This is a genomic window from Saprospiraceae bacterium, from assembly GCA_016715965.1.
Lineage (GTDB): Bacteria > Bacteroidota > Bacteroidia > Chitinophagales > Saprospiraceae > Vicinibacter.
The window spans coordinates 1,745,013-1,764,893 of the sequence record JADJXG010000001.1 but is presented as its reverse complement, the minus strand read 5'-3'; the positions used below and the strand labels follow the sequence as shown (position 1 = coordinate 1,764,893).

The following is a 19,881-nucleotide window of genomic DNA, read 5'->3' as shown; positions in this document are numbered from 1 at the left end:
ATTGTGGATATGAGTACCGCTCTAACAGCTGAACAAAATTTTAGTACATGATTGAAATGCGGGACCATTTTTGAAAAAATCAGATCCATCAAAAAAATTTAACGAATCAATGGATCAATTGGCAATCCTGGTCAAATTGATGCAATAGTCTCATCCGGCATAAGGCATCGAAGGTATGTAAATAAAAAAACCGGAGCTTACATTTAGGCGCCGGTTTTAAAACAGTAGTAGGTAAAATAAATTCAGAATATTAAAACCTGGTAATGTATAACTCTACCCGGTTGTTGATCATGCGGCCCAGCTCGGTCTTGTTGTCTCCGACAGGATACTTTTGACCGAATCCCTTGACCTCAATCCTCGAAGGATCTACACCAGCCGTCACTAGCTCATTTTTTATAAAATTAACCCTAGCCAGGGTAAGTTCCTCATCCTTCTTGGGGTTGCCATCATTGTCAACATAGGATTCAATGCGCACATTCATTTTGGGAAAAAGCAACATAATTTTAGCGAGATCGTCTATTTCAGATCTCCTGTTTTGTACCACTTTATCTGTGCGACCATCCCACTTCAGGCCAATAAATTTAAACTGGTCACTGAAGTCCATCACATTGGTACTTATAAACCCTATCAACTGGTCTCCAAGATCGCCTGAAATTCGGGTGGAATCCTGTAATTGTGCAAGTTTTGATTTGGTCTCTTCTGATAAAGGCACTGAAACAATGGATCCATCATTGACTTGGATCGAATCCGAAACAATGTTCACGGATGACTTATCCTTCGTATTTTGTGCACATTGAAAAACACCAACTGCTAACAAAAAAAGGACTACCTGAATATAAATAGCCTGTTGCAGCAGAATTAAACTCCATTTTTTCATTGGTGCAAATATGAAGTTCGAACGAGTAACCACCAAATAAAGTTTTGATTTTATCATGTTTTTAACAAAGATTTTAAATAAATACCATATAAATGTTATATTTCAAAATAATATTTTGGGAAAGACGCTCTATCCATACAGAGCGGATCAAAGATATTAAATAATTTATTAATATATAAATTTATTATTGGACAAATTTTCTTTTCAAATCCGTCAATTTCCAACGATCCATCGTAGAACAGATTGTTGGCACAATTTATTTGCCCATTCGTATCTTCACCTCTTTGATAAAACACTAGTCCTATGTCACCTGAAACCCTACACAATAGCTGGCCCGACCAGCACTCCGTCGAAGAATTGCGAAAAGGTCCAGTTCAATTACCTGAACTTATTCACCGTTTAAAACTTGCCCTGGAACTTATCGAGACCCATCCAAATAGAATTTTTACACACGATCTTGAAAAAGTCGCTTTCTTACGAACCGAGGGGCGCATTTCCCCTGCAAGTAGTCAGTTAATGATCGATTTACTATCGGGTCGTTTCAATACCATTGAAGACCATCAGCAGTTTGTAGAAGATTACATTTATCTTTTAAACGAACTCTACTCCATGTCAAAATCGGAGCAAGTAACTTCAGATTATAAAGTAAATGCATTCCAAATTCAGAAAATTCCAAATCATTTAAATCCCAATTTATTGGAAGAAAATGAGAGAGGACTCATTCTCAATATGGATGAATCCCATTTGATTTTTAGTCTTGATCGTTTTCCTTCTGAGCAAAATTTTCTGTTATTGCGCACATTGAGAAAAGGTATGGTGGATATCATTAAAAAAAGTGCTGCCATACTCCAATTTCCGGTGCCGGTGTATTTTCATCATTTACACAAGAAAGAACATGGCTGGGTATTTGAGGGTCTGTGCATTTTTCCGGACTTTTTGGTGGATGTCACGAGTATTGCTGCATGTTATTCTCCCAATAAATCAAGCGCTATCCGACATTTGATCCACTTGTTTCAATATGCACCTGCTTCCAAACACATCTTGATTGGGAATGCTGTGAATGAATTTCTGGATGAATTGATTATCCATCCTGATGCAAAATTCGAACCTCTCCTTTCTCATGTTTTCAGAAAATACCCATTTGCGATCAGCTTACTGGGAGAAGCTGAAGTGAAAGATTTTGTCGATCAGGCTCAATATCAATTTGACAATCTAAAAGCCTTGGCAGAATCCCGATTTGAAGGTCTTTTGAGGGAAGAAGAGGCCTGTCAGTTGGAGCCAAGTTTTTTTTCTGTTATCTATGGAATCCAGGGAAGACTGGATGTATTGATAGAATCCGGAACTTCCTATAAAATTATTGAGCTGAAAAGTGGTCGGCCCTATTATGAAAATGCATACGGAATCAATCCGGCACATGAAGCCCAGGCCCAACTCTACAAATTACTCATCAATTCTGCAAAAGACCGCAGTGTAAAAGCAGATTGCTATTTATTGTATTCCACCCAGAAAGATCGACCTATAAGGCATTCACCCCACAATGAGACCTTGATACAGACGCTTTTTGATATTAGAAATTCCATTGTCCTGATCCACCTTCATCTGGCTACCACAGATCCTGAAGTTCCAGGTTTATTGGACTTACTCAAACCAAATCATTTTTCCGATCTCGATCAATTTCTCAAACGCGACGGCTATTCTTTCTTACAAACCTACCTGGATTTGGATGCAACAGAACGCGCCTATTTCAAAAACTATTGCCATTTTATTGCCAGAGAACAGTTGATTTCTAAAACAGGGATGTCAGGACCCAACTCGGCAAATGGATTGGCGGATTTATGGCTTAAAAGCTCCGAAGAAAAAGAGAATTTGTATTTAATCTTAAAAGGATTAAAAATTGAAGAGATTATTTTTAATGATTTAGATTCACCATTGGTGGTTTTGTCATTGCACAAAGAATACAGTGGCTTTAGTGCCTTCAGAAATGGAGATACTTTAATACTATATCCAGAAGAAATCAATGGACATGGAGCACTTATGAATCAGGTCTACAAATGCACCTTGGTAGAAATTGGATTTGAAGTTTGTAAGGTAAGGTTACGGGGCAGGCAATTTGACAAACGCGCCTATCCTCAACACCAATCATGGTGTTTGGAGCCGGATGTATTGGATCGCAGCTTTCTGCACCAATATGAAAATCTCTATGAATGGGCCAGTGCTCCTAAATCTTTTAGGAAAAAAATAATGGGAATTGATCCAGCCTCAGAACAAGAATCAAATTGGAATCACCCGATTCTCTTGCCAGAGGATATCAAAGAAGTAGTTTCTAGGGCCATGAGCGCCAAAGATTATTTTTTAATTTGGGGTCCTCCCGGATCTGGTAAAACCAGTATGGTCATTAAGGCATTGGTTGAAAACATTGTTCTTCATACTGGTGAAAATTTACTTTTATTGGCGTATACCAACCGTGCCGTTGATGAAATTTGTGAAGCCATTGAAAAATTGGGGGACGATGAACTCTACGATTTTATAAGAATTGGATCTCGATATGGTACCGCCGAAAAATTTCATTCCAAACTTCTTGACTACAAACTGAGAGCGGTAGAAAACAGACGGGAGTTCCGGAAGATGCTGAGAAGACACCGAATTTTTACGGCAACTGTAGCCTCCATGCAAGGCAAAAAGGAATTGTTTGAGTTGCTCCGATTTGACATCGTTATCATCGATGAGGCTTCCCAAATTTTAGAGCCCAATTTAATTGGTTTGTTGTATCAATTTAAGAAGTTTATACTGATTGGTGATCACAAACAACTCCCCGCTGTAAGTAGTCAAAACAAAGAATCCACTCTGATCAAAAACTCTGATTTGTTGAGTCTGGGAATTTCATCTACTGCTGACTCTTTCTTTGAAAGAATGTACAAACGATGTCAGGCAGTCGGGTGGCTTCACTCCATCGGAATGTTGAAGCGACAGGGAAGGATGCACCAAAAAATTATGGACTTGCCTTCAGAATTGTTTTACTCAGGTCAATTGAAATTAATGACTCCATCCGGACGACAGACTGATCTATATTCTACCAATTTTCCGCTCACTCCAGCTGAAAAGTTTAAAATAATTGGAACTGAAAGATGCATATTTGTCCCGGTTGAATCTGAAAACACGACCAATTTTGCCAAAGTCAATTACGAAGAAGTAAATGCTACTTGTGCCATAGTCCATGAAATCATTGACATGTATCGCAAAAATAAAAAGTCATTTTCTGATCAATCTTTGGGAATTATTTCTCCTTTTCGCGCACATAATGCAGCTATCATTACAGAAATGCACCGGCTAAACTTAATGGAAACGAATTATATTAAAACAGACACAGTAGAAAGATATCAAGGCAGCGCACGGGATATCATTCTTTTTTCATGCTGTGCCAACAGTAGAGAACAATTAAGCCAAATTAGTCAACTGGATGGGGACGGGGTCAACAGAAAGCTAAATGTTGCACTATCAAGAGCAAGGGAACAAGTTATAGTCATCGGGAACCCAAACGTGCTAAAATTCGCTCCTGAATTCAAGATATTGATGGAAAGATACAGCTGGTTGACGATTTGATGCATTTGGTCAAAATGACCGGAAATCTTTAATCCAGTATTTTAATTAAACGCACTGCCAAAGTCCGAAGTGTATCTGAAGAATCCATTTCGGCAATCAGCTTATTCAATTTGGACAATACTTCTTCTTTTTTTTCACCGGTTGCAGCTTGAGCCAATGCACTGTTTATTCTTAATTCATTTTCCCTACCTTGGAGCTGAGGAATTGTCTGTAGCTGGTCTATATTGGATTCCAAATCAGAGAATAAACTTTTGGCTTTTTCAAATTGCTTTGTTTTTAAATAAGCGTGGGCCAGGTAATACTTGGCGACACACAATCCATTGCATCCTATCGTCATTTTTTCAAGACTGTCAGTGGCAGGAGGATTCCTAAAATAGAAATTGGATGCTTTCTCACTGATACTCATTTCAGCTACGGAAGCGCGTTCCATTCCTATCGGTTCAATCATCATGGAGGCAAATTCCACAGATGTTGACCCACTGCTTTGATCAAAGATTCCGGTAAAGTATACAACTCCCAATAAAACGGCAGCCGCTGCAGCCATTCTAATCCAATTGGATCTAAACTGAATAGTTCCTGAGCTAGGTTTTTGACCCAATTCTACAGCAGTTCCGCTTTGATAAACTTCCCTTAACCAATTTCTTTGCGCCTCGTCTTTGTGGCTATCTCCGGCCAATCTTTCAAAAAGAGCAGCAGTATATTCCTTTTTCAATTCGGAACTTGACTTTAATCTATTTTCAAATTGTCTAGCTTCCTCTGCATTCATCTGCTTGTCGAGGTAAGCTTCAATTTGTACTTGTATTTCGGACTTTTTCATAATCTTACTTTCAAAATTTTTAAAACAATTTATCTTCATCTTGGCGCACTGCCTTTGCCAGTTTATCAAGACAGCCACTCAAATGCACAGGAATTGAATTTCTGGTATAGTCCTTACCGCATTGATCTTTCAAAATACCAACTAGTTTGTCTTTGTCCTTGATCAGCTCTTCTTCAATATGGTAATGGTACATGAGCGTCCTGCATTTGCATTCCATTTTTTGAATGTACTGTTTTACTTTCTCAATGATGTATGGATCCCCTGTGGTTTCTTCGATTCGCGCAAGTTGCTCTTCAGTCTCTCTCCATCGGTTGCTGGTCCTGACCATTTCTTCACAAATATTTCTTGTGAGTTTAAAATAATACCCCTCACAATTTTCTCGGGGACCTCTTCCGGCCTCCTTTTCTTTAAAAATCCTTAAAACAATTTCAACCAGGAAATCTTCCCAGCTTTCATATTGCTCCGAAACAAATCTTTTGTACTTCCAATAAAAGTGCCTCGCATTCTTATGGATGGCCTCTTCTTCAAAAAGCAATTTTGCCGCCATTTTACGGCCTTCTTCGCCATTTTGAATATGGCTTTGAAATGTTTCGCAGGATTTGCACATATTCGTCAAGTTAGTTGGTGTAAAAATACAGGAATATTTAAGCTGTACTCCAATAATTATTTTAATTCAGAAGCTGACATTACAATCGACCCTTATTCATAAGTCTTTAACTTGCAATAATTAAACCATCATTGCCAGGTCCAATGGATTCAATCCGTCACCTGGGGAACTGCTATTTTATCCTTTCAGACCACGATCCAATATTCTATATATAAGGTCTATGCGGAAAATAAATTAAAAGGCCTGTCTTAAATTTTTAGAATTACAAACACCCTGTAGATGTAATTAAAATTGTTCATTAATTAAAACTTTAAATCATGAAAGCACAACTTTTTTTCTCGATGCAAATTCTGGCACTATGGGCATTGATCGGATGGGTTAATTATCCCTCTATTGAAAACTCAAAAGAGAATCCAAATGAAAAGACCGCATTTCAGGATCCCAGAACCCAAAAACCAGGAGGAAATGGACAGAATGACAAAACCAAAATCATTCTGGACTCCGATCAGATCTTCCAACTATGTTACTTTAGATGCGGTGATCCCATTCTTGCCGTTAATCAGGATTGCTTCAGATCCTGCTGGTTGTACTACAGCAACAGAAAACCATAATTATCCTGCATACTTCTTTATACTTACAAAAGAGACAAGCGAAGGCTTGTCTCTTTTGCATTATACCTATACCAATAACACCAATGAGTATAAAAAAATACACAGAATAAATAAATATATTTGGAATCTGGCTACAAATTATTCCTGATTAATCAGGATCAGGACAACCTTAAAATAAATATACCAATGTGACTTAATGAATCCTATTATTCTACACCATTAAATATGTAATATTCATTTGTTTAATAAAATATTTAATTCACTTTTTAAATCATCTATTATGAAAAATCTCATTTTATTCATCGCCCTTTTCTCTTCAGGTATCGATCAAGAGAAATTAAATGCGCAAAGAGTGGTCGAGAAGGCAGTGAGCACAAAACATGATGTCTTTGCACAATTAAATCATAGTCCTTATGGCGATTTGACGGATGGACTAAATCCCTTTGCGCTCAATCAGTCAACTTTAAGGACAGACATCTGTCAGCCACTATCAGGAGACATCCTGCGCATTCTGTTTTGCTTTACCAATTGCACAAATCCAGCACTTGTAGCGAATAACCTACTTTGTCGGGAAATATGCAAAGAAATATTGGTGTACCAGCGAAAGTAAGCATTTTTAAAGAAAGCAATCTGAACGTCCATCTATTCAAAAGGAGATCAATCAATTTGATCTCCTTTCTTTTTATAACATAAGTCTGCGCAGATCCATCTTGAAATAGCTGAGATAATTAAGGGGCTAAGAGACTGTCAATGGGCTATATAAAAAAAATGAAAAATAAATTCCTGTTACCTTAAATATTCATAGATTTCTTCACCATATAGTTGTAAGAAATAAAGAGTTCAGGTCAAGATTAAAATTAATTATTTTACAACTAAAAATTTACTATCATGAAAAAGGCATTTTGTTTATTGATCGCATTTAGTACACTGATACTGATCAGCACTGCTCAAACCAATCCATCCAATCTGAAGAATCCGGGAACAAGGATTACTAAAAATTTCAATTCCGACTGGATAAATTCGCTTGTAAAGACCCAGGTGTTGAGTCCACAATTCTTTGAAAAAATTGAAACCATTTATTCACAACTTCAAAGCAATGAATCATCAGATTTGACTAGTAGCTCAGAAGAAAATTTAGAAATTACAGAAAACCAAGAATTGATGTCGGGTCAAATTTACCGCCAAGCAAGCCTTCTGATTGAAAATTTTGAATTTGAAAAAGCACATAGGTTGTTAGGAAAACACGTGATCTCAAAACCTGAAGATGACCTGGCCAGATATCTTCTTGCGATAACTCAATTAAGCAGGGGACTCTATGCTGCAGCCGCAAGCAATTTCTCGAAAGTAAATCTCCATCTTGCGCAGAAAGACAATTTGATTCTAAATACATTTAAAGACGATGTCAGATTCTACTTCGCAATCTCCATCACCATGGTTCCTGGAGGAAAGCCCATCGCTAAAACATTGTTTAATCAGCTAAACTACGAAGGATCTACCTACCAATCGATTTGCAAGGAAATGTCCGAACTGCTTTGATCTTACCATCGCAAAGTTTAAGTTTTGAAAAATAAGCATTATATTTACCTACTGTTTGACAAAAAAGCAGGTCTTAAAGAAAGACCTGCTTTTATTTTATCCACAAAGTATAGAGATTTCAAATATAAACAATCCGTCAAATCAGATGGCAACTTCGTTGGTAAATGCCTTCCGATTGGAAGGTATTTTATTTATCGATTAAAAAGAATTTCTCTGTATTTGGGAATTGGCCACAATTTGTCTTCCACATATAATTCGAGCTCATCAATGTGGGAGCGAATTTCCAAAAATAAGGGTTTGACCTTTTCGCAAAGATGAATGGCAACCTCCCTGGTTCCTTTTTGCTGATGCGCTTTTTCCCTTTCTCTTTCCATTTCAAGGACAAATCCATAAGCGGATTGAATGGCTTCTGATATCTTGCTTAATATCTCTTCTTGAGCTGTCATCAGATTTTTACCGATCCCCATACTATTTGCAGATTGAAGATTGTGAATGAGGTCTGTCTGTGCCTTTATGCACGCAGGTAAAATTTGATTGATCGCCAACTCCTTGATGAGACTCGCCTCGATTTCTACTTTTTTAATATATTTCTCAAGATAAATTTCGTGTCTTGCCTCCTGCTCGCGTTCGGTCATGATGTTTAAACCACTAAACAACTGAAGGGCCTTCTGTTTGGTCAATGCATCCAGTGCTTCTGGCGTCGTCTTTATGTTTGGAAGTCCCCTTTTCTTTGCTTCTTCTGCCCAGGCATCGCTGTAATTATCCCCTTCGAAAAGTATGTTTTTCGAACTCTGAATACAAACCCTCAATTCCTTTAATATGGCAGAATCTTTCTTCTCTCCGTCTGCAATTAATTTGTCCACCTTACTTTTAAAATCATTCAACTGATTGGCTACGATGGTATTTAATACCATCATCGCATCTGCACAATTGGCCGAAGATCCCACTGCGCGGAATTCAAACTTATTGCCGGTGAATGCAAAAGGTGAGGTTCGGTTTCGATCGGTATTGTCCATCATAACATCCGGGATCATTTTGTGGATGTCCAGTTTTAAATCATTTTCAGCATCTTCCTTTAAATCATTTTCCACCCTTTCTTCCAAAGCATCCAAAACTTTTGAGAGATATTCACCAATAAAAACTGAGATGATGGCCGGAGGTGCTTCGTTGGCTCCCAATCTATAGTCATTGCTTTCAGCCGCTATTGCCGCTCTCAATAAATCGGAATGATCGTGAACGGCTTTGATGGTATTGATAAAGAAGGTGAGAAACTGCAAATTGTTTCTCGGGGTTTTTCCCGGACTCAATAAGTTGGTACCCGTATCTGTACCCATGGACCAGTTGTTGTGTTTTCCGCTTCCATTGATTCCAGCAAATGGTTTTTCATGCAACAACACAATCAGATTGTGTCTTCTTGCCACCCTGTCCATCAAATCCATCAACAAGGAGTTGTGATCCACTGCAATATTGGCTTCTTCAAACATTGGGGCTAACTCAAATTGACTGGGTGCTACTTCATTGTGTCTGGTTCTAACAGGTATACCCAATTTATGGCATTCCATTTCTAAATCCACCATATAGTTGAAGACGCGTTCAGGAATGGCTCCAAAATAATGATCCTCCAATTGCTGGCCTTTGGCAGGGCTGCGACCAAAGACTGTCCGACCCGATGCCATCAAATCAGGTCTTGCATAATACATGGCTTTGTCAATCAGAAAATATTCTTGCTCCCAACCCAAAGTTGCATTGACCTTATTGACAAATCGGTCAAAATATCGCGCCACTCCTGTGGCAGCTTTGTCCAATGCTTCCAAAGATCTGATCAATGGAGCTTTATGATCCAGGGCATCACCGGTATAAGAGATAAAAACGGTCGGAATGCAAAGTGTCTTGGATCCTGCAATGTCCATAATAAAAGCAGGTGACATGGGGTCCCAGGCGGTATATCCTCTTGCTTCAAAAGTGGCTCTAAGACCACCACTGGGGAAAGAGGAAGCATCCGGTTCCTGCTGGACCAGGGCATCACCATCAAATTTTTCAACCGGAGCTCCATTATTGGCCAAAGTAAAAAAAGAGTCGTGCTTTTCGGCTGTGGTTCCCGTAAGTGGCTGAAACCAATGGGTGTAATGTGTGGTCCCTTTTTCCATGGCCCAGGCCTTTAAAGCTGCGGCTATCTGGTCTGCCAATTCTCTGGATATCTTTTTGCCTTCTGAGAGGGTCTGTGTATACACTTTAAATGCATCATTGGACAGGTAAGCCCGCAGTTTATCCTGGGTAAAAACATTTTCTGCATAGTAGCTGGTAATCTTGCGATTGTCCCGGTCTTTGGTAGTTTTTGGTCGGGATTGGAAAAGGTTGAGCGCTGCACTTCGATTGGAGGACATAAAATGAGATTTAGTAAATGAAATAATTAATTCGAAGCACAAAAGTAAAATATTTTTGCTTATTTTAGTTGATTGGTACTAAAATTGACCAAATATTTAATTTATTATTTATTTTTTTGGGCTAAACTTCTTAATTTAGAAGATATTTATCATATTTATTTATTTTATATATATAACTTAAATATAGTTGCATTCAGATGGCAAGGGTTTAAATTGACAGAGTCAGGGAATTCCTCACAGATGACACAGATTTTCACATATTTTATCTACATTCATCTGTGGGAATCCGTGGAATCTGTGAGAAAAAGAATTATTTCCTGGTGACTCAGATTTTTACAGATGTAGGATCTGAATTGCTCACAGATGACACAGATTTTCACAGATTTAATTTACATTCATCTGTGGGAATCCGTGGAATCTGTGAGAAAAAAATTTATTTCCGGGTGACTCAGATTTTTACAGATGAAGGATATGAATTGCTCACAAATGACACAGATTTTCACAGATTTTATCTACATTCATCTGTGGGAATCCGTGGAATCTGTGAGAAAAAGAATTATTTCCGGGTGATTCAGATTTTTACAGATGAAGGATATGAATTGCTCACAAATGACACAAATTTTCGCAGATTTAATTTACATTCATCTGTGCTCATCCGCGAAATCTGTGAGAAAAAAATTTATTTCCGGGTGACTCAGATTTTTACAGATGAAGGATATGAATTACTCACAAATGACACAGATTTTCACAGATTTAATTTACATTCATCTGTGCTCATCCGTGAAATCTGTGAGTAAAAAATTTATTTCTGGTTGACTCAGATTTTTACAGATGAAGGATATGAATTGCTCACAGATGACACAGATTTTCACATATTTTATCTACATTCATCTGTGGGAATCCGTAGAATCTGTGAGAAAAAGAATTATTTCCGGGTGACTCAGATTTTTACAGATGAAGGATATGAATTGCTCACAAATGACACAGATTTTCGCAGATTTAATTTACATTCATCTGTGGGAATCCGTGGAATCTGTGAGAAAAAGAATTATTTCCGAGTGATTCAGATTTTTACAGATGAAGAATAAGAATTGCTCACTGATGGCACAGATTTAATTTACATTCATCTGTGCTCATCCGTGGAATCTGTGAGAAAAAGAATTATTTCCGGGTGATTCAGATATTTACAGATGAAGAATAAGAATTGCTCACTGATGGCACAGATTTAATTTACATTCATCTGTGCTCATCCGTGAAATCTGTGAGAAAAAAATTTGTTTCTGGTTGACTCAGATTTTTACAGATGAAGGATATGAATTTCTCACAAATGACACAGATTTTCACAGATTTAATTTACATTCATCTGTGCTCATCCGTGAAATCAGTAAGATAAAAATTAATTAATTACTCTTATGATACTTATCTTATCAACCAGTGTGGCTACATTAAAATTTATCAATAATCCAAGCTTCAATTTTGCCAGCTTTAGGTATGTCAATAATTGTTTTTTATGAACATCATGCAAAGCATCCACACTTTTTATTTCTAAGATCAGCTGATTCTCCACCAATAAATCCATTCTAAATCCTAAACCTAGATCCATTTCGTCATATATGACAGGTACCGGTACTTGAGTCCTCACATTCAAACCCATTTTTTGAATCTCATAATATAAAGCTGCTTCATATACGCTTTCCAGCAAGCCGGGTCCCAATCGATTATGTACTTGAAAAATGACTCCCCTAATAGTGTAGCTCAGTTCATTCAATTCCATAAGAAATACTTCTTATCATCCATTGATATATCCACATCTAGTTAAAAGTAACTTATAGTAGAGCAATCATTGACTTTACATTTAGTTCTGCAAGCTGCTTATCATCAAGAGCTGAAGGCGCGTCAATCATCATGTCTCTGCCCTGGTTATTTTTTGGAAAGGCAATGTAATCCCGGATCGAAGTACTGCCTTGCATGATGGCGCATATCCGGTCAAGTCCAAATGCAATTCCTCCATGAGGAGGCGCACCATGCTCAAACGCACCCAAAAGAAAACCGAACTGTGCTTCTGCTTCTTCGGGGGTAAATCCAAGTAGTTCAAAATTTTTTTCCTGTAATGCCCTGTTGTGTATTCGAATCGATCCTCCACCCAATTCAGCACCGTTGATCACCATGTCGTAAGCGTCCGCGCGAATTGAAAGAATGCTGGCTTTATTCTTTGATTCCATTAAAGAAACATCCTCTGGTAAAGGACTTGTAAACGGGTGATGCATGGCAAAATATCTTCCAGCCTCTTCATTCCATTCTACCAAAGGAAAATCCAGTACCCAAAGAGGTTTGAAAACCCCAGCAGGGATGAGATTGTAACGACGTGCCACCTCCAATCGGAGATCACCTAATTGTTTAAGCACCTTGTCTTTTTCGCCGGTCAATATGAGAATCGCATCTCCCTGTTCAGCTCCAATTTCTTGTCCAATTTTCTTTAATAATTCTTCAGAATAAAATTTAAGGATGGAAGATTTTACCCCATCCGGGCTGTACTTAATGTACATCATCCCCTTTGCACCGATCTGTGGTCTTTTCACCCATTCGGTCAAGTCATTGATTTCTTTGTTGCTGAGTTTGTCTTCAAGTCCCTTTAAAATGATCCCTCGCATAAAAGGAGCTGAATCAATCACAGCAAAGCCGGAACCCCTGAGTCCTTCTAAAGACTGAAACTTCATATCTATCCGCAGATCCGGTTTGTCAGAACCATAGGTCTCCATGGCTTCTTGGTAACTCATGCGCGGAAATTCTGGAAGATCTAATTGAAGTGTATTTTTAAAAAGTGTTTTCATCAAACCTTCGAAAGCGATTAGCACATCTTCTCTTTCCACAAATGCCATTTCACAGTCAATCTGTGTAAATTCAGGTTGTCGGTCTGCGCGTAAATCCTCATCTCTAAAACAGCGAACGATTTGAAAGTATTTATCCATTCCTGCCACCATCAGAATTTGTTTGAAAGTCTGGGGCGATTGCGGCAGTGCGTACCATTGACCAGGATTCATTCTACTCGGTACCACAAAATCCCTTGCACCTTCGGGTGTGGATTTAATCAGGTAGGGAGTTTCAATTTCGAGAAAACCTAAATCACTCAGGTATTTGCGGGTTTCAAGTGCAATTTGATGACGGAAAATGAGTTTATCTCTCACTGGCTGGCGCCGGATATCCAGATATCGGTATTTCATTCTCAACTCATCGCCACCATCGGTTTCATCTTCGATGGTAAAGGGAGGAACCAACGAACTGTTTAAAAGCTTCATTTCGGAAACTTCGATTTCTATATCACCCGTAGGCCTGTTCGCATTTTTGCTGCTTCGTTCTCTTACGGTCCCGCTTGCCTGAATGACATATTCTCTTCCACATTTGCGAGCCTCGAGACACAGATCGGGTAGGGTTTCCATATTAAATGCCAATTGGGTGATTCCATAACGGTCCCTGAGGTCTATAAAACTCAATCCTCCCAGATTGCGGCTAGCCTGCACCCATCCTGCCAACTGCACTTTTTGCCCGACGTGCTCCAATCTCAACTCTCCACAATGATGTGTCCTGTACATATGTTTATCGGTATTTGTAAAATGCGCAAAATTAATAGAATTTCATGGAGTTGCTGAAATCTACCGTGTTTATTTGAGTTATGAGTTGTGAGTTTTGAGATTATAGAATCCCTTGACAATTCTATTGTACCATGGACGCAAAATGTATGTTAACAATTCGTTAATTCCTTATTTGATTAAAATTAGTTGGTTTATAATGCTAAATTTGACCATAATTTTAACTTTATGAAATCATTCTCTCCTTCTCTCATTTTTTGTTGCCCCTTTGATGCTGGAAGCCCAGATAAATCTATTATTTGAAGAAACTGTCGTTGACTCTGAAAAGAAGACCGAAGTTGTGTATGATTGGCTTGAGCTGTCAAATTAAATCTAAATACGAATGGCCTGTATTTTATTCAATTGTTTAATCGCAAAGGATTTTTCACCACCTTAAAGTTCTACCATGAAAACTAATATATTAATTATAACAGCCATTCTATACTTTCTAAATTTCTCTTGCATAGACTCTGGTACAGATGATCCAAATCCACCAATAACTAAAGACAGTTGCATAGTCTATGAACCTATTCTGGATTCAATATCTAAAGTTAGGGCGTACACAGTTATTGATTCTATTGTGGATTTTGGGTATGCTACCAAAGTTAATTCGATCAGTTTTTTTAATTTTGGTGCTGGTCGAAATCCGAATGGTGTTGACATACATTTATTTTCACAAGATGTTAATGGAGAATTAGCTGATTATTTAATTTTTTTTATTGACAATCACAACTTAGGTTGCTATAATTTAATAACTGATTGTTATGGACCCACAGCAAAAGTCCCTTTATGTAATTGTGCTTATTTTGAACACAATCACAATGACATCGTTGTAGATTCTTATCTTCTAGACACAAGCAGGAATGACAATAAAATTGAGATTGTTTTCATAGATACTTTAACTAAAATCATCGAAGGCCGTTTCGCCTGTTCGTTTGTATTTGCCAACGACCGGCCAAAAAGAGATCCTTATAATCTGGATACCATGCGGTTTTTTAATGGATATTTTAAGGGGAAGTATAAGGATAGGTGAATTGAGAATTGACAATGGAGAATTGACAATGGAAAATTGATAATTGACAATGGAGAATTGACAATGGAGAATTGAGAATTGATAATTGACAATGGAGAATTGACAATGGAGAATTGAGAATTGATAATTGACAATGGAGAATTGACAATGGAGAATTGAGAATTGACAATGGAGAATTTTTTAAAAACCAATTTAGATGGCTTCTATTTTAGGTGGTTTTTTAATCGCAATGGATTTTTCACCACCATAAAATACTATCATGAAAACTAATATATTAATTATAAGCACCATTCTTTACACTTTCAGTTTTTCTTGCCGTGACTCTGGACCGGATGATTCTAATCCTGCGACACCAATGGATAGTTGCATTGTGTATGAGTATATACAGGATAGTAATTCTATAATCAATGTATATAATAAGTACGATTCAACTCCTGGTTTTGGATATGCAACCAAAGTGAATATGAAAACGTATTATACTTCTAAAATACTTTTAATACAGGATTTGTTTCAAATAGTTTTAATATCTAGAGATCGAGATAGTTTTCTTACAGATGAATTGGGGTTTTATGGGTTAAAACAACAGTCAGGCTGTTTCTCTTTAAAATTAATAAATACGAATTGGCAATATAAAGATCTCCCTATTGCATATTTTTCTAACAACGATGAGGATGTGGTAATTGACAATTATCTGCTTGATACCTCCCGCTCTGATAATAAAATTGAAATTGTATCCCTTGATACCGCCAATAGAATTATCGAAGGCCGTTTCGCCTGCAGCTTTGTGTTTGCCAATGACCGACCCAAACGCAGTAGATTCAACCTGGATACCATGAGGTTTTTTAATGGATATTTTAAGGGGAAGTATGAGGATAGGTGAATTGGGAGAATTGATAATTGATAATTGACAATGGAGAATTGATAATTGACAATGGAGAATTGACAATGGAAAATTGATAATTGACAATGGAAAATTGATAATTGACAATGGAAAATTGATAATTGACAATGGAAAATTGATAATTGACAATGGAGAATTGACAATGGACAATGGACAATGGAGAATTGACAATGGAGAATGGACTAACACGCAGATAGGCATGACACATGTACGGTTTTCGTACAAGTTGTGAATCACGCGGACACCCATGATAAGTAGACAATGATAGTTTTAAAGACCATCTTATACGCCATCTTGAATGACCCGTTTATTCTCTTGGAAGTGCTCATTGGCGCCATCAAAACCGATAAAAAATATTAAAATATAAGAGTTTCCCACGGTGTTTGACCCCTCAAAAAGTCTTCAATTACCGATGCTTCCTTTGCCCAACCACCGGAATTCAATTTCTCCATAAATTTATATATAACAAAAATGTATATGAATCGCACTTAGATTGTATCTTCGCCGCTGTTTAATGATCCCGACTTATTAAAGCTGAATTCTATTCTCGTGGCAAGGTGCTTTTGAGCGCAGAATACCTCGTGGTACATGGTGCTACCTGTCTAGCCTTACCAACTCGTTTGGGTCAAAGAATGAAGGTGGCCGAACTTTCCGGTTCTGAGATTATTTGGACCTGTCACGATGCACAAGGCAAAAAATGGTTTGAGGCCGGGATCGATCTAATGGGATTTGACATCATTTCTTCCACTGACGAAAAAATGTCCAAATACTTACGAAAGCTGTTTAAAGCCTGCTGTAACAACAATTCAGAATTTTTGTCCCACTGGAAAAAATACAAAGTGGACCACTATCTTGAATTTCCTTTGGAATGGGGATTGGGTTCGTCCTCTACCCTTATCCGCAATATGGCTCTTTGGGCAGACATCAGCCCTTACCATTTGTACTTTGATATAGAAGATGGCTCCGGTTACGATGTGGCATGTGCTGGTTCTGAAGATCCAATTCTCTATACCCTTGGAGATGGAGTAATTGACCTTGAGGAAGTAGAATTCAATCCTTCCTTTGCAGATCAATTGTATTTTTTGCCTTTGGGTAATAAGGTAAGTTCTTCCGAAGCCGTAAAAGCAATTCGCAATAAAAGACCAGACAAAGCACTGATCCGAAAGGCTTCAGATTTTAGTCATAAACTTTTGCAGATTAAAACCCTTCAGGCATTTGAAAACTGGGTGGAAGAACATGAAAGCATGGTATCTGCTTATCTCGGCCAGGCAAAAATAAAAGACGAGCGATTTTCTGATTATTGGGGTGCTGTAAAAAGTTTGGGTACCTGGGGTGGTGATCTCCTTTTGATTAGCTCAAAAGAATCCAAAGAAACCACTGAGAAGTACTTTAAGGAAAAGAGTTTTGATAAGTTGATTCCTTACAAGGATTTAATCTGAATTCTTACGCCAAGAACCTAAGCAGCCCAAGGATGTTTATTTCAAATGATCTGGCACGAGGCAACGTTCATTGGACAAAAAGCATTGAGTCCTACCACCCGAAAATTTTGGTTTAAACTTAATTCAGAGGTACCCATCGAATACCAGGCCGGGCAATTTTTTACTTTTGACCTTCCAACCGGCAGTAAAAGATTGGACCGTTGGCGAAGCTATTCTGTAGCCAACGTATTTGACGGAAGCAATCTGATTGAACTTTGTATATCCTACAAAAAAGATGGGCCCGCCAGCGAATACTTTTTTGAAACCATCAACAAAGGAGATGTTGTCAAATGCAAGGGTCCCGACGGAGCATTTGTTTTACCCGCAGATACCAATCAATCACTTGTCCTGATTTGTACAGGCACCGGCATCGTACCGTTTAGGGCCATGATGCAACACATCGTTCAGAATGGAATTCAGTTTCCCTCCATTCACTTGGTATTTGGAACCAGAAGACAAAAGGATATTATTTATTTGGAAGACATGGAAGATTGGGCTGGCTATATACCCAACTTCAAAGTATCCATTTGCCTTTCAAGAGAGCAAAAATTACCAGATGCTACACCAAAGCTAAACTACTTTCAGGGTTATATTCATCAGGCTTATCTGAATGACAGCCAACACAATAACAAATCACTCTATCTGATATGCGGCTGGAACAACATCATTGACGAGGTGGTGCTCAACCTTGTCCAAAAACTAAAAATTGAACGGAAGCAAATCCGATTCGAACTTTTTGGTTAAAGAACGCCTGGTTTTCATCTCAATCAGCCTAAAGAATCAAGGGTCTCCAATAAGACTTCCTTTTTTACCTTTGGGTGATTAAAAAACCCGGCTTTGGAAATTTTTAAAAACATAAGAGTTGGCACATTATTAAATTCCAATGCTTTGGCAGCTTTGATCTTACTGGCATTTGGTCTTGCTGAAGCATGGTATGCCATGGTCAACGATGGTTTTTATCAGGGAGAAGAAGGTGCCCATTACATCAACATGAAGGAGTTTTGGGAAGATCCGGCCATCATCCTTGGCAACTGGGCCAAAACCGGATGGAAAATATGGTTTGTCCTCCCTGCCCTGTTGGGCAAAAAAGCGGTTCTGGCTCTTTCCATTCTAATCAGTGTATCAACGGGCTGGCTGGTATTTCTTTATGCCAAAACCATGAATCTGCGCTTTCCCATTCTGGTTCTTTTTTTGCTGATGTGCCAAACATTTTGGTTTAGTTTGTCTTTCAGACCCATTTGTGAACCAACAGCTGCCTTTTTCTTAATCCTTGCCGGCCTATTGCATCAAAGAGGCAGGGGTTTTCTCGCAGCGCTTGCTTTTTCATATTCTCTGACCATACGACAGGAACTTTACATCCCGGGAATTATATACGGCATTTATTTACTAAGTCAAAGAAAGTGGAAGGAAGGACTTTTGCTGGGATGCTTTCCTCTGCTGTACAATCTGTTTGGTTGGTGGGCCAAGGGAGACCCATTTTACTTATTTACAAACGCATTTAAAGCAGCGGATTTTGCCAATAAATACATGAGGCCAGGCTTTGATCACTACATCCAAATGGCACCACTTGTATTTGGCTGGATCGCGGTGCTGGGATGCTCAAGTTATTTGGTTTGGGTCCTTCTTCGAAAAATAAAGCCCGACTGGATCATACTATTACCCATGGTGAGCTATTGGCTCTGGGAGTGTTTATCCAGTATGACCAGCTATCCCATTGGCGCTTCTACTGCCGGAAATCTAAGGTATTTACTGGTAATTAGTCCTCTAGTGGCGGTCACTGCTGGGTATGCCATAGATTATGCATTTGATTGGAAAAACAGGCCCGCCGGATGGTTGACCTGGGGAGTAATCCTTGGCTTACTGATCATATATTGTACGTATCCGCACAATTTTTTAGAATACGGGAGATTTAAACCACATGATTGGACTCTGATGATTCCCGGCTTGCTCTTTTTTATTTTTCAATGGTTTCATTTAAAAAATCAATCTTGGTATGCAATCATTATTTCTTCACTTTGTGTGGCTTCGTTGGCCATCTCTCAAAAACCCCTGAAACTCGCCAATAGAGATGAAAATTCGACGTGCAAGGAAATTGCAGATTGGTGTGTGAAGTTTGGTTACCACGATAGCCGCACCATTTACCAAAGCATGCCCATGTTTACTTATTTTATAGATCGTACTCCAGCCCAATTTCCAAAAGGTCTGCACCTCATCACCGAAAAAAATCTGGAAAACGCTCCTGTGGGAAGCGTTGTAATTTGGGATTCTCATTATGCAGCCAACTATGGGCCGGTTGCTTATACCTGGTTTGAATCCCGGCCTGAAAAATACGTTCCAAAATTTCAAGCTGTAAGCCCGGATCAACGGGTGGATTTTCTCATTTTCGAAAAAATCAAGCAATAAAAAAAATC

Annotated in this window: 17 protein-coding genes; 11 read left to right on the top strand and 6 right to left on the bottom strand. The window is 38.4% G+C overall.

The genetic code is table 11. The features are described 5' to 3' along the window. Positions 1–250 precede the first annotated feature (250 nt). Positions 251–934, bottom strand: a complete 684-nt coding sequence (locus IPM48_06680) for an OmpA family protein (GenBank protein ID MBK9271265.1) — start codon at positions 932–934, stop codon at positions 251–253. A 246-nt stretch (positions 935–1,180) separates the two neighbouring features. Here IPM48_06680 and IPM48_06675 point away from each other — a divergent pair, with 246 nt between their 5' ends. Continuing rightward, positions 1,181–4,477, top strand: a complete 3,297-nt coding sequence (locus IPM48_06675; protein ID MBK9271264.1) for an AAA family ATPase — start codon at positions 1,181–1,183, stop codon at positions 4,475–4,477. Positions 4,478–4,505: 28 nt separating this feature from the next. Here the strand turns inward: IPM48_06675 and IPM48_06670 are convergent, their stop codons facing one another. Together IPM48_06670 and IPM48_06665 are read right to left on the bottom strand one after the other, a co-directional pair. Beyond that, complete coding sequence (locus IPM48_06670; GenBank protein MBK9271263.1) at positions 4,506–5,294, bottom strand: hypothetical protein; 789 nt, start codon at positions 5,292–5,294, stop codon at positions 4,506–4,508. Positions 5,295–5,313: 19 nt separating this feature from the next. Continuing rightward, the gene (locus IPM48_06665) at positions 5,314–5,901 is read right to left on the bottom strand and encodes a sigma-70 family RNA polymerase sigma factor (GenBank protein MBK9271262.1); all 588 of its coding nucleotides are present in this window, start codon (positions 5,899–5,901) and stop codon (positions 5,314–5,316) included. A gap of 317 nt (positions 5,902–6,218) precedes the next feature. Here IPM48_06665 and IPM48_06660 point away from each other — a divergent pair, with 317 nt between their 5' ends. From IPM48_06660 to IPM48_06650, 3 genes are all read left to right on the top strand, one after another. Further along, complete coding sequence (locus tag IPM48_06660) at positions 6,219–6,512, top strand: hypothetical protein (protein ID MBK9271261.1); 294 nt, start codon at positions 6,219–6,221, stop codon at positions 6,510–6,512. A gap of 280 nt (positions 6,513–6,792) precedes the next feature. Further along, complete coding sequence (locus tag IPM48_06655) at positions 6,793–7,122, top strand: hypothetical protein (protein MBK9271260.1); 330 nt, start codon at positions 6,793–6,795, stop codon at positions 7,120–7,122. 278 nt (positions 7,123–7,400) lie between these two features. Next, positions 7,401–8,048, top strand: coding sequence for a tetratricopeptide repeat protein (locus IPM48_06650; protein MBK9271259.1), 648 nt, complete (start codon positions 7,401–7,403; stop codon positions 8,046–8,048). Positions 8,049–8,239: 191 nt separating this feature from the next. Here IPM48_06650 and IPM48_06645 read toward each other — a convergent pair whose 3' ends face one another. Then, positions 8,240–10,432: a glutamine synthetase III gene (locus tag IPM48_06645; GenBank protein ID MBK9271258.1), complete on the bottom strand. Its 2,193-nt coding sequence runs from the start codon at positions 10,430–10,432 to the stop codon at positions 8,240–8,242. A 320-nt stretch (positions 10,433–10,752) separates the two neighbouring features. Here IPM48_06645 and IPM48_06640 point away from each other — a divergent pair, with 320 nt between their 5' ends. Together IPM48_06640 and IPM48_06635 are read left to right on the top strand one after the other, a co-directional pair. Beyond that, positions 10,753–11,229, top strand: coding sequence for a hypothetical protein (locus IPM48_06640; GenBank protein ID MBK9271257.1), 477 nt, complete (start codon positions 10,753–10,755; stop codon positions 11,227–11,229). 15 nt (positions 11,230–11,244) lie between these two features. After that, a complete protein-coding gene (locus IPM48_06635; protein MBK9271256.1) occupies positions 11,245–11,520 on the top strand; it encodes a hypothetical protein in 276 nt (91 codons plus the stop codon). 308 nt (positions 11,521–11,828) lie between these two features. On the opposite strand, the gene IPM48_06630 is transcribed toward IPM48_06635, so the two are convergent. Continuing rightward, complete coding sequence (locus IPM48_06630) at positions 11,829–12,206, bottom strand: GxxExxY protein (GenBank protein MBK9271255.1); 378 nt, start codon at positions 12,204–12,206, stop codon at positions 11,829–11,831. A 52-nt stretch (positions 12,207–12,258) separates the two neighbouring features. Next, positions 12,259–14,022: an aspartate--tRNA ligase gene (gene aspS, locus IPM48_06625; GenBank protein MBK9271254.1), complete on the bottom strand. Its 1,764-nt coding sequence runs from the start codon at positions 14,020–14,022 to the stop codon at positions 12,259–12,261. Positions 14,023–14,464: 442 nt separating this feature from the next. Between aspS and IPM48_06620 the strand changes: the two genes are divergently transcribed. The 5 genes from IPM48_06620 (at position 14,465) to IPM48_06600 (ending at position 19,873) form a co-directional block, all read left to right on the top strand. Beyond that, positions 14,465–15,091, top strand: a complete 627-nt coding sequence (locus IPM48_06620) for a hypothetical protein (GenBank protein ID MBK9271253.1) — start codon at positions 14,465–14,467, stop codon at positions 15,089–15,091. A gap of 259 nt (positions 15,092–15,350) precedes the next feature. Next, positions 15,351–15,971 carry a hypothetical protein gene (locus tag IPM48_06615; protein ID MBK9271252.1) on the top strand — a complete coding sequence of 207 codons (621 nt, stop codon included), beginning with the start codon at positions 15,351–15,353 and terminating at the stop codon, positions 15,969–15,971. A gap of 578 nt (positions 15,972–16,549) precedes the next feature. After that, on the top strand, positions 16,550–17,431 hold the full coding sequence (locus IPM48_06610) for a GHMP kinase (protein ID MBK9271251.1): 882 nt from the start codon (positions 16,550–16,552) through the stop codon (positions 17,429–17,431). Between the two features lie 45 nt (positions 17,432–17,476). Beyond that, positions 17,477–18,214 (top strand): FAD-dependent oxidoreductase, encoded by a 738-nt coding sequence (locus IPM48_06605; protein ID MBK9271250.1) that lies wholly within the window; start codon positions 17,477–17,479, stop codon positions 18,212–18,214. A 93-nt stretch (positions 18,215–18,307) separates the two neighbouring features. Then, positions 18,308–19,873 (top strand): hypothetical protein, encoded by a 1,566-nt coding sequence (locus IPM48_06600; protein ID MBK9271249.1) that lies wholly within the window; start codon positions 18,308–18,310, stop codon positions 19,871–19,873. Positions 19,874–19,881: the final 8 nt, after the last annotated feature.

Coding starts and splice junctions, on each gene's coding strand:
- IPM48_06680 (MBK9271265.1), bottom strand. CDS start 934: ATGATAAAATCAAAACTTTATTTGGTGGTTACTCGTTCGAACTTCATA.
- IPM48_06675 (MBK9271264.1), top strand. CDS start 1,181: ATGTCACCTGAAACCCTACACAATAGCTGGCCCGACCAGCACTCCGTC.
- IPM48_06670 (MBK9271263.1), bottom strand. CDS start 5,294: ATGAAAAAGTCCGAAATACAAGTACAAATTGAAGCTTACCTCGACAAG.
- IPM48_06665 (MBK9271262.1), bottom strand. CDS start 5,901: ATGTGCAAATCCTGCGAAACATTTCAAAGCCATATTCAAAATGGCGAA.
- IPM48_06660 (MBK9271261.1), top strand. CDS start 6,219: ATGAAAGCACAACTTTTTTTCTCGATGCAAATTCTGGCACTATGGGCA.
- IPM48_06655 (MBK9271260.1), top strand. CDS start 6,793: ATGAAAAATCTCATTTTATTCATCGCCCTTTTCTCTTCAGGTATCGAT.
- IPM48_06650 (MBK9271259.1), top strand. CDS start 7,401: ATGAAAAAGGCATTTTGTTTATTGATCGCATTTAGTACACTGATACTG.
- IPM48_06645 (MBK9271258.1), bottom strand. CDS start 10,432: ATGTCCTCCAATCGAAGTGCAGCGCTCAACCTTTTCCAATCCCGACCA.
- IPM48_06630 (MBK9271255.1), bottom strand. CDS start 12,206: ATGGAATTGAATGAACTGAGCTACACTATTAGGGGAGTCATTTTTCAA.
- aspS (MBK9271254.1), bottom strand. CDS start 14,022: ATGTACAGGACACATCATTGTGGAGAGTTGAGATTGGAGCACGTCGGG.
- IPM48_06620 (MBK9271253.1), top strand. CDS start 14,465: ATGAAAACTAATATATTAATTATAACAGCCATTCTATACTTTCTAAAT.
- IPM48_06615 (MBK9271252.1), top strand. CDS start 15,351: ATGAAAACTAATATATTAATTATAAGCACCATTCTTTACACTTTCAGT.
- IPM48_06605 (MBK9271250.1), top strand. CDS start 17,477: ATGATCTGGCACGAGGCAACGTTCATTGGACAAAAAGCATTGAGTCCT.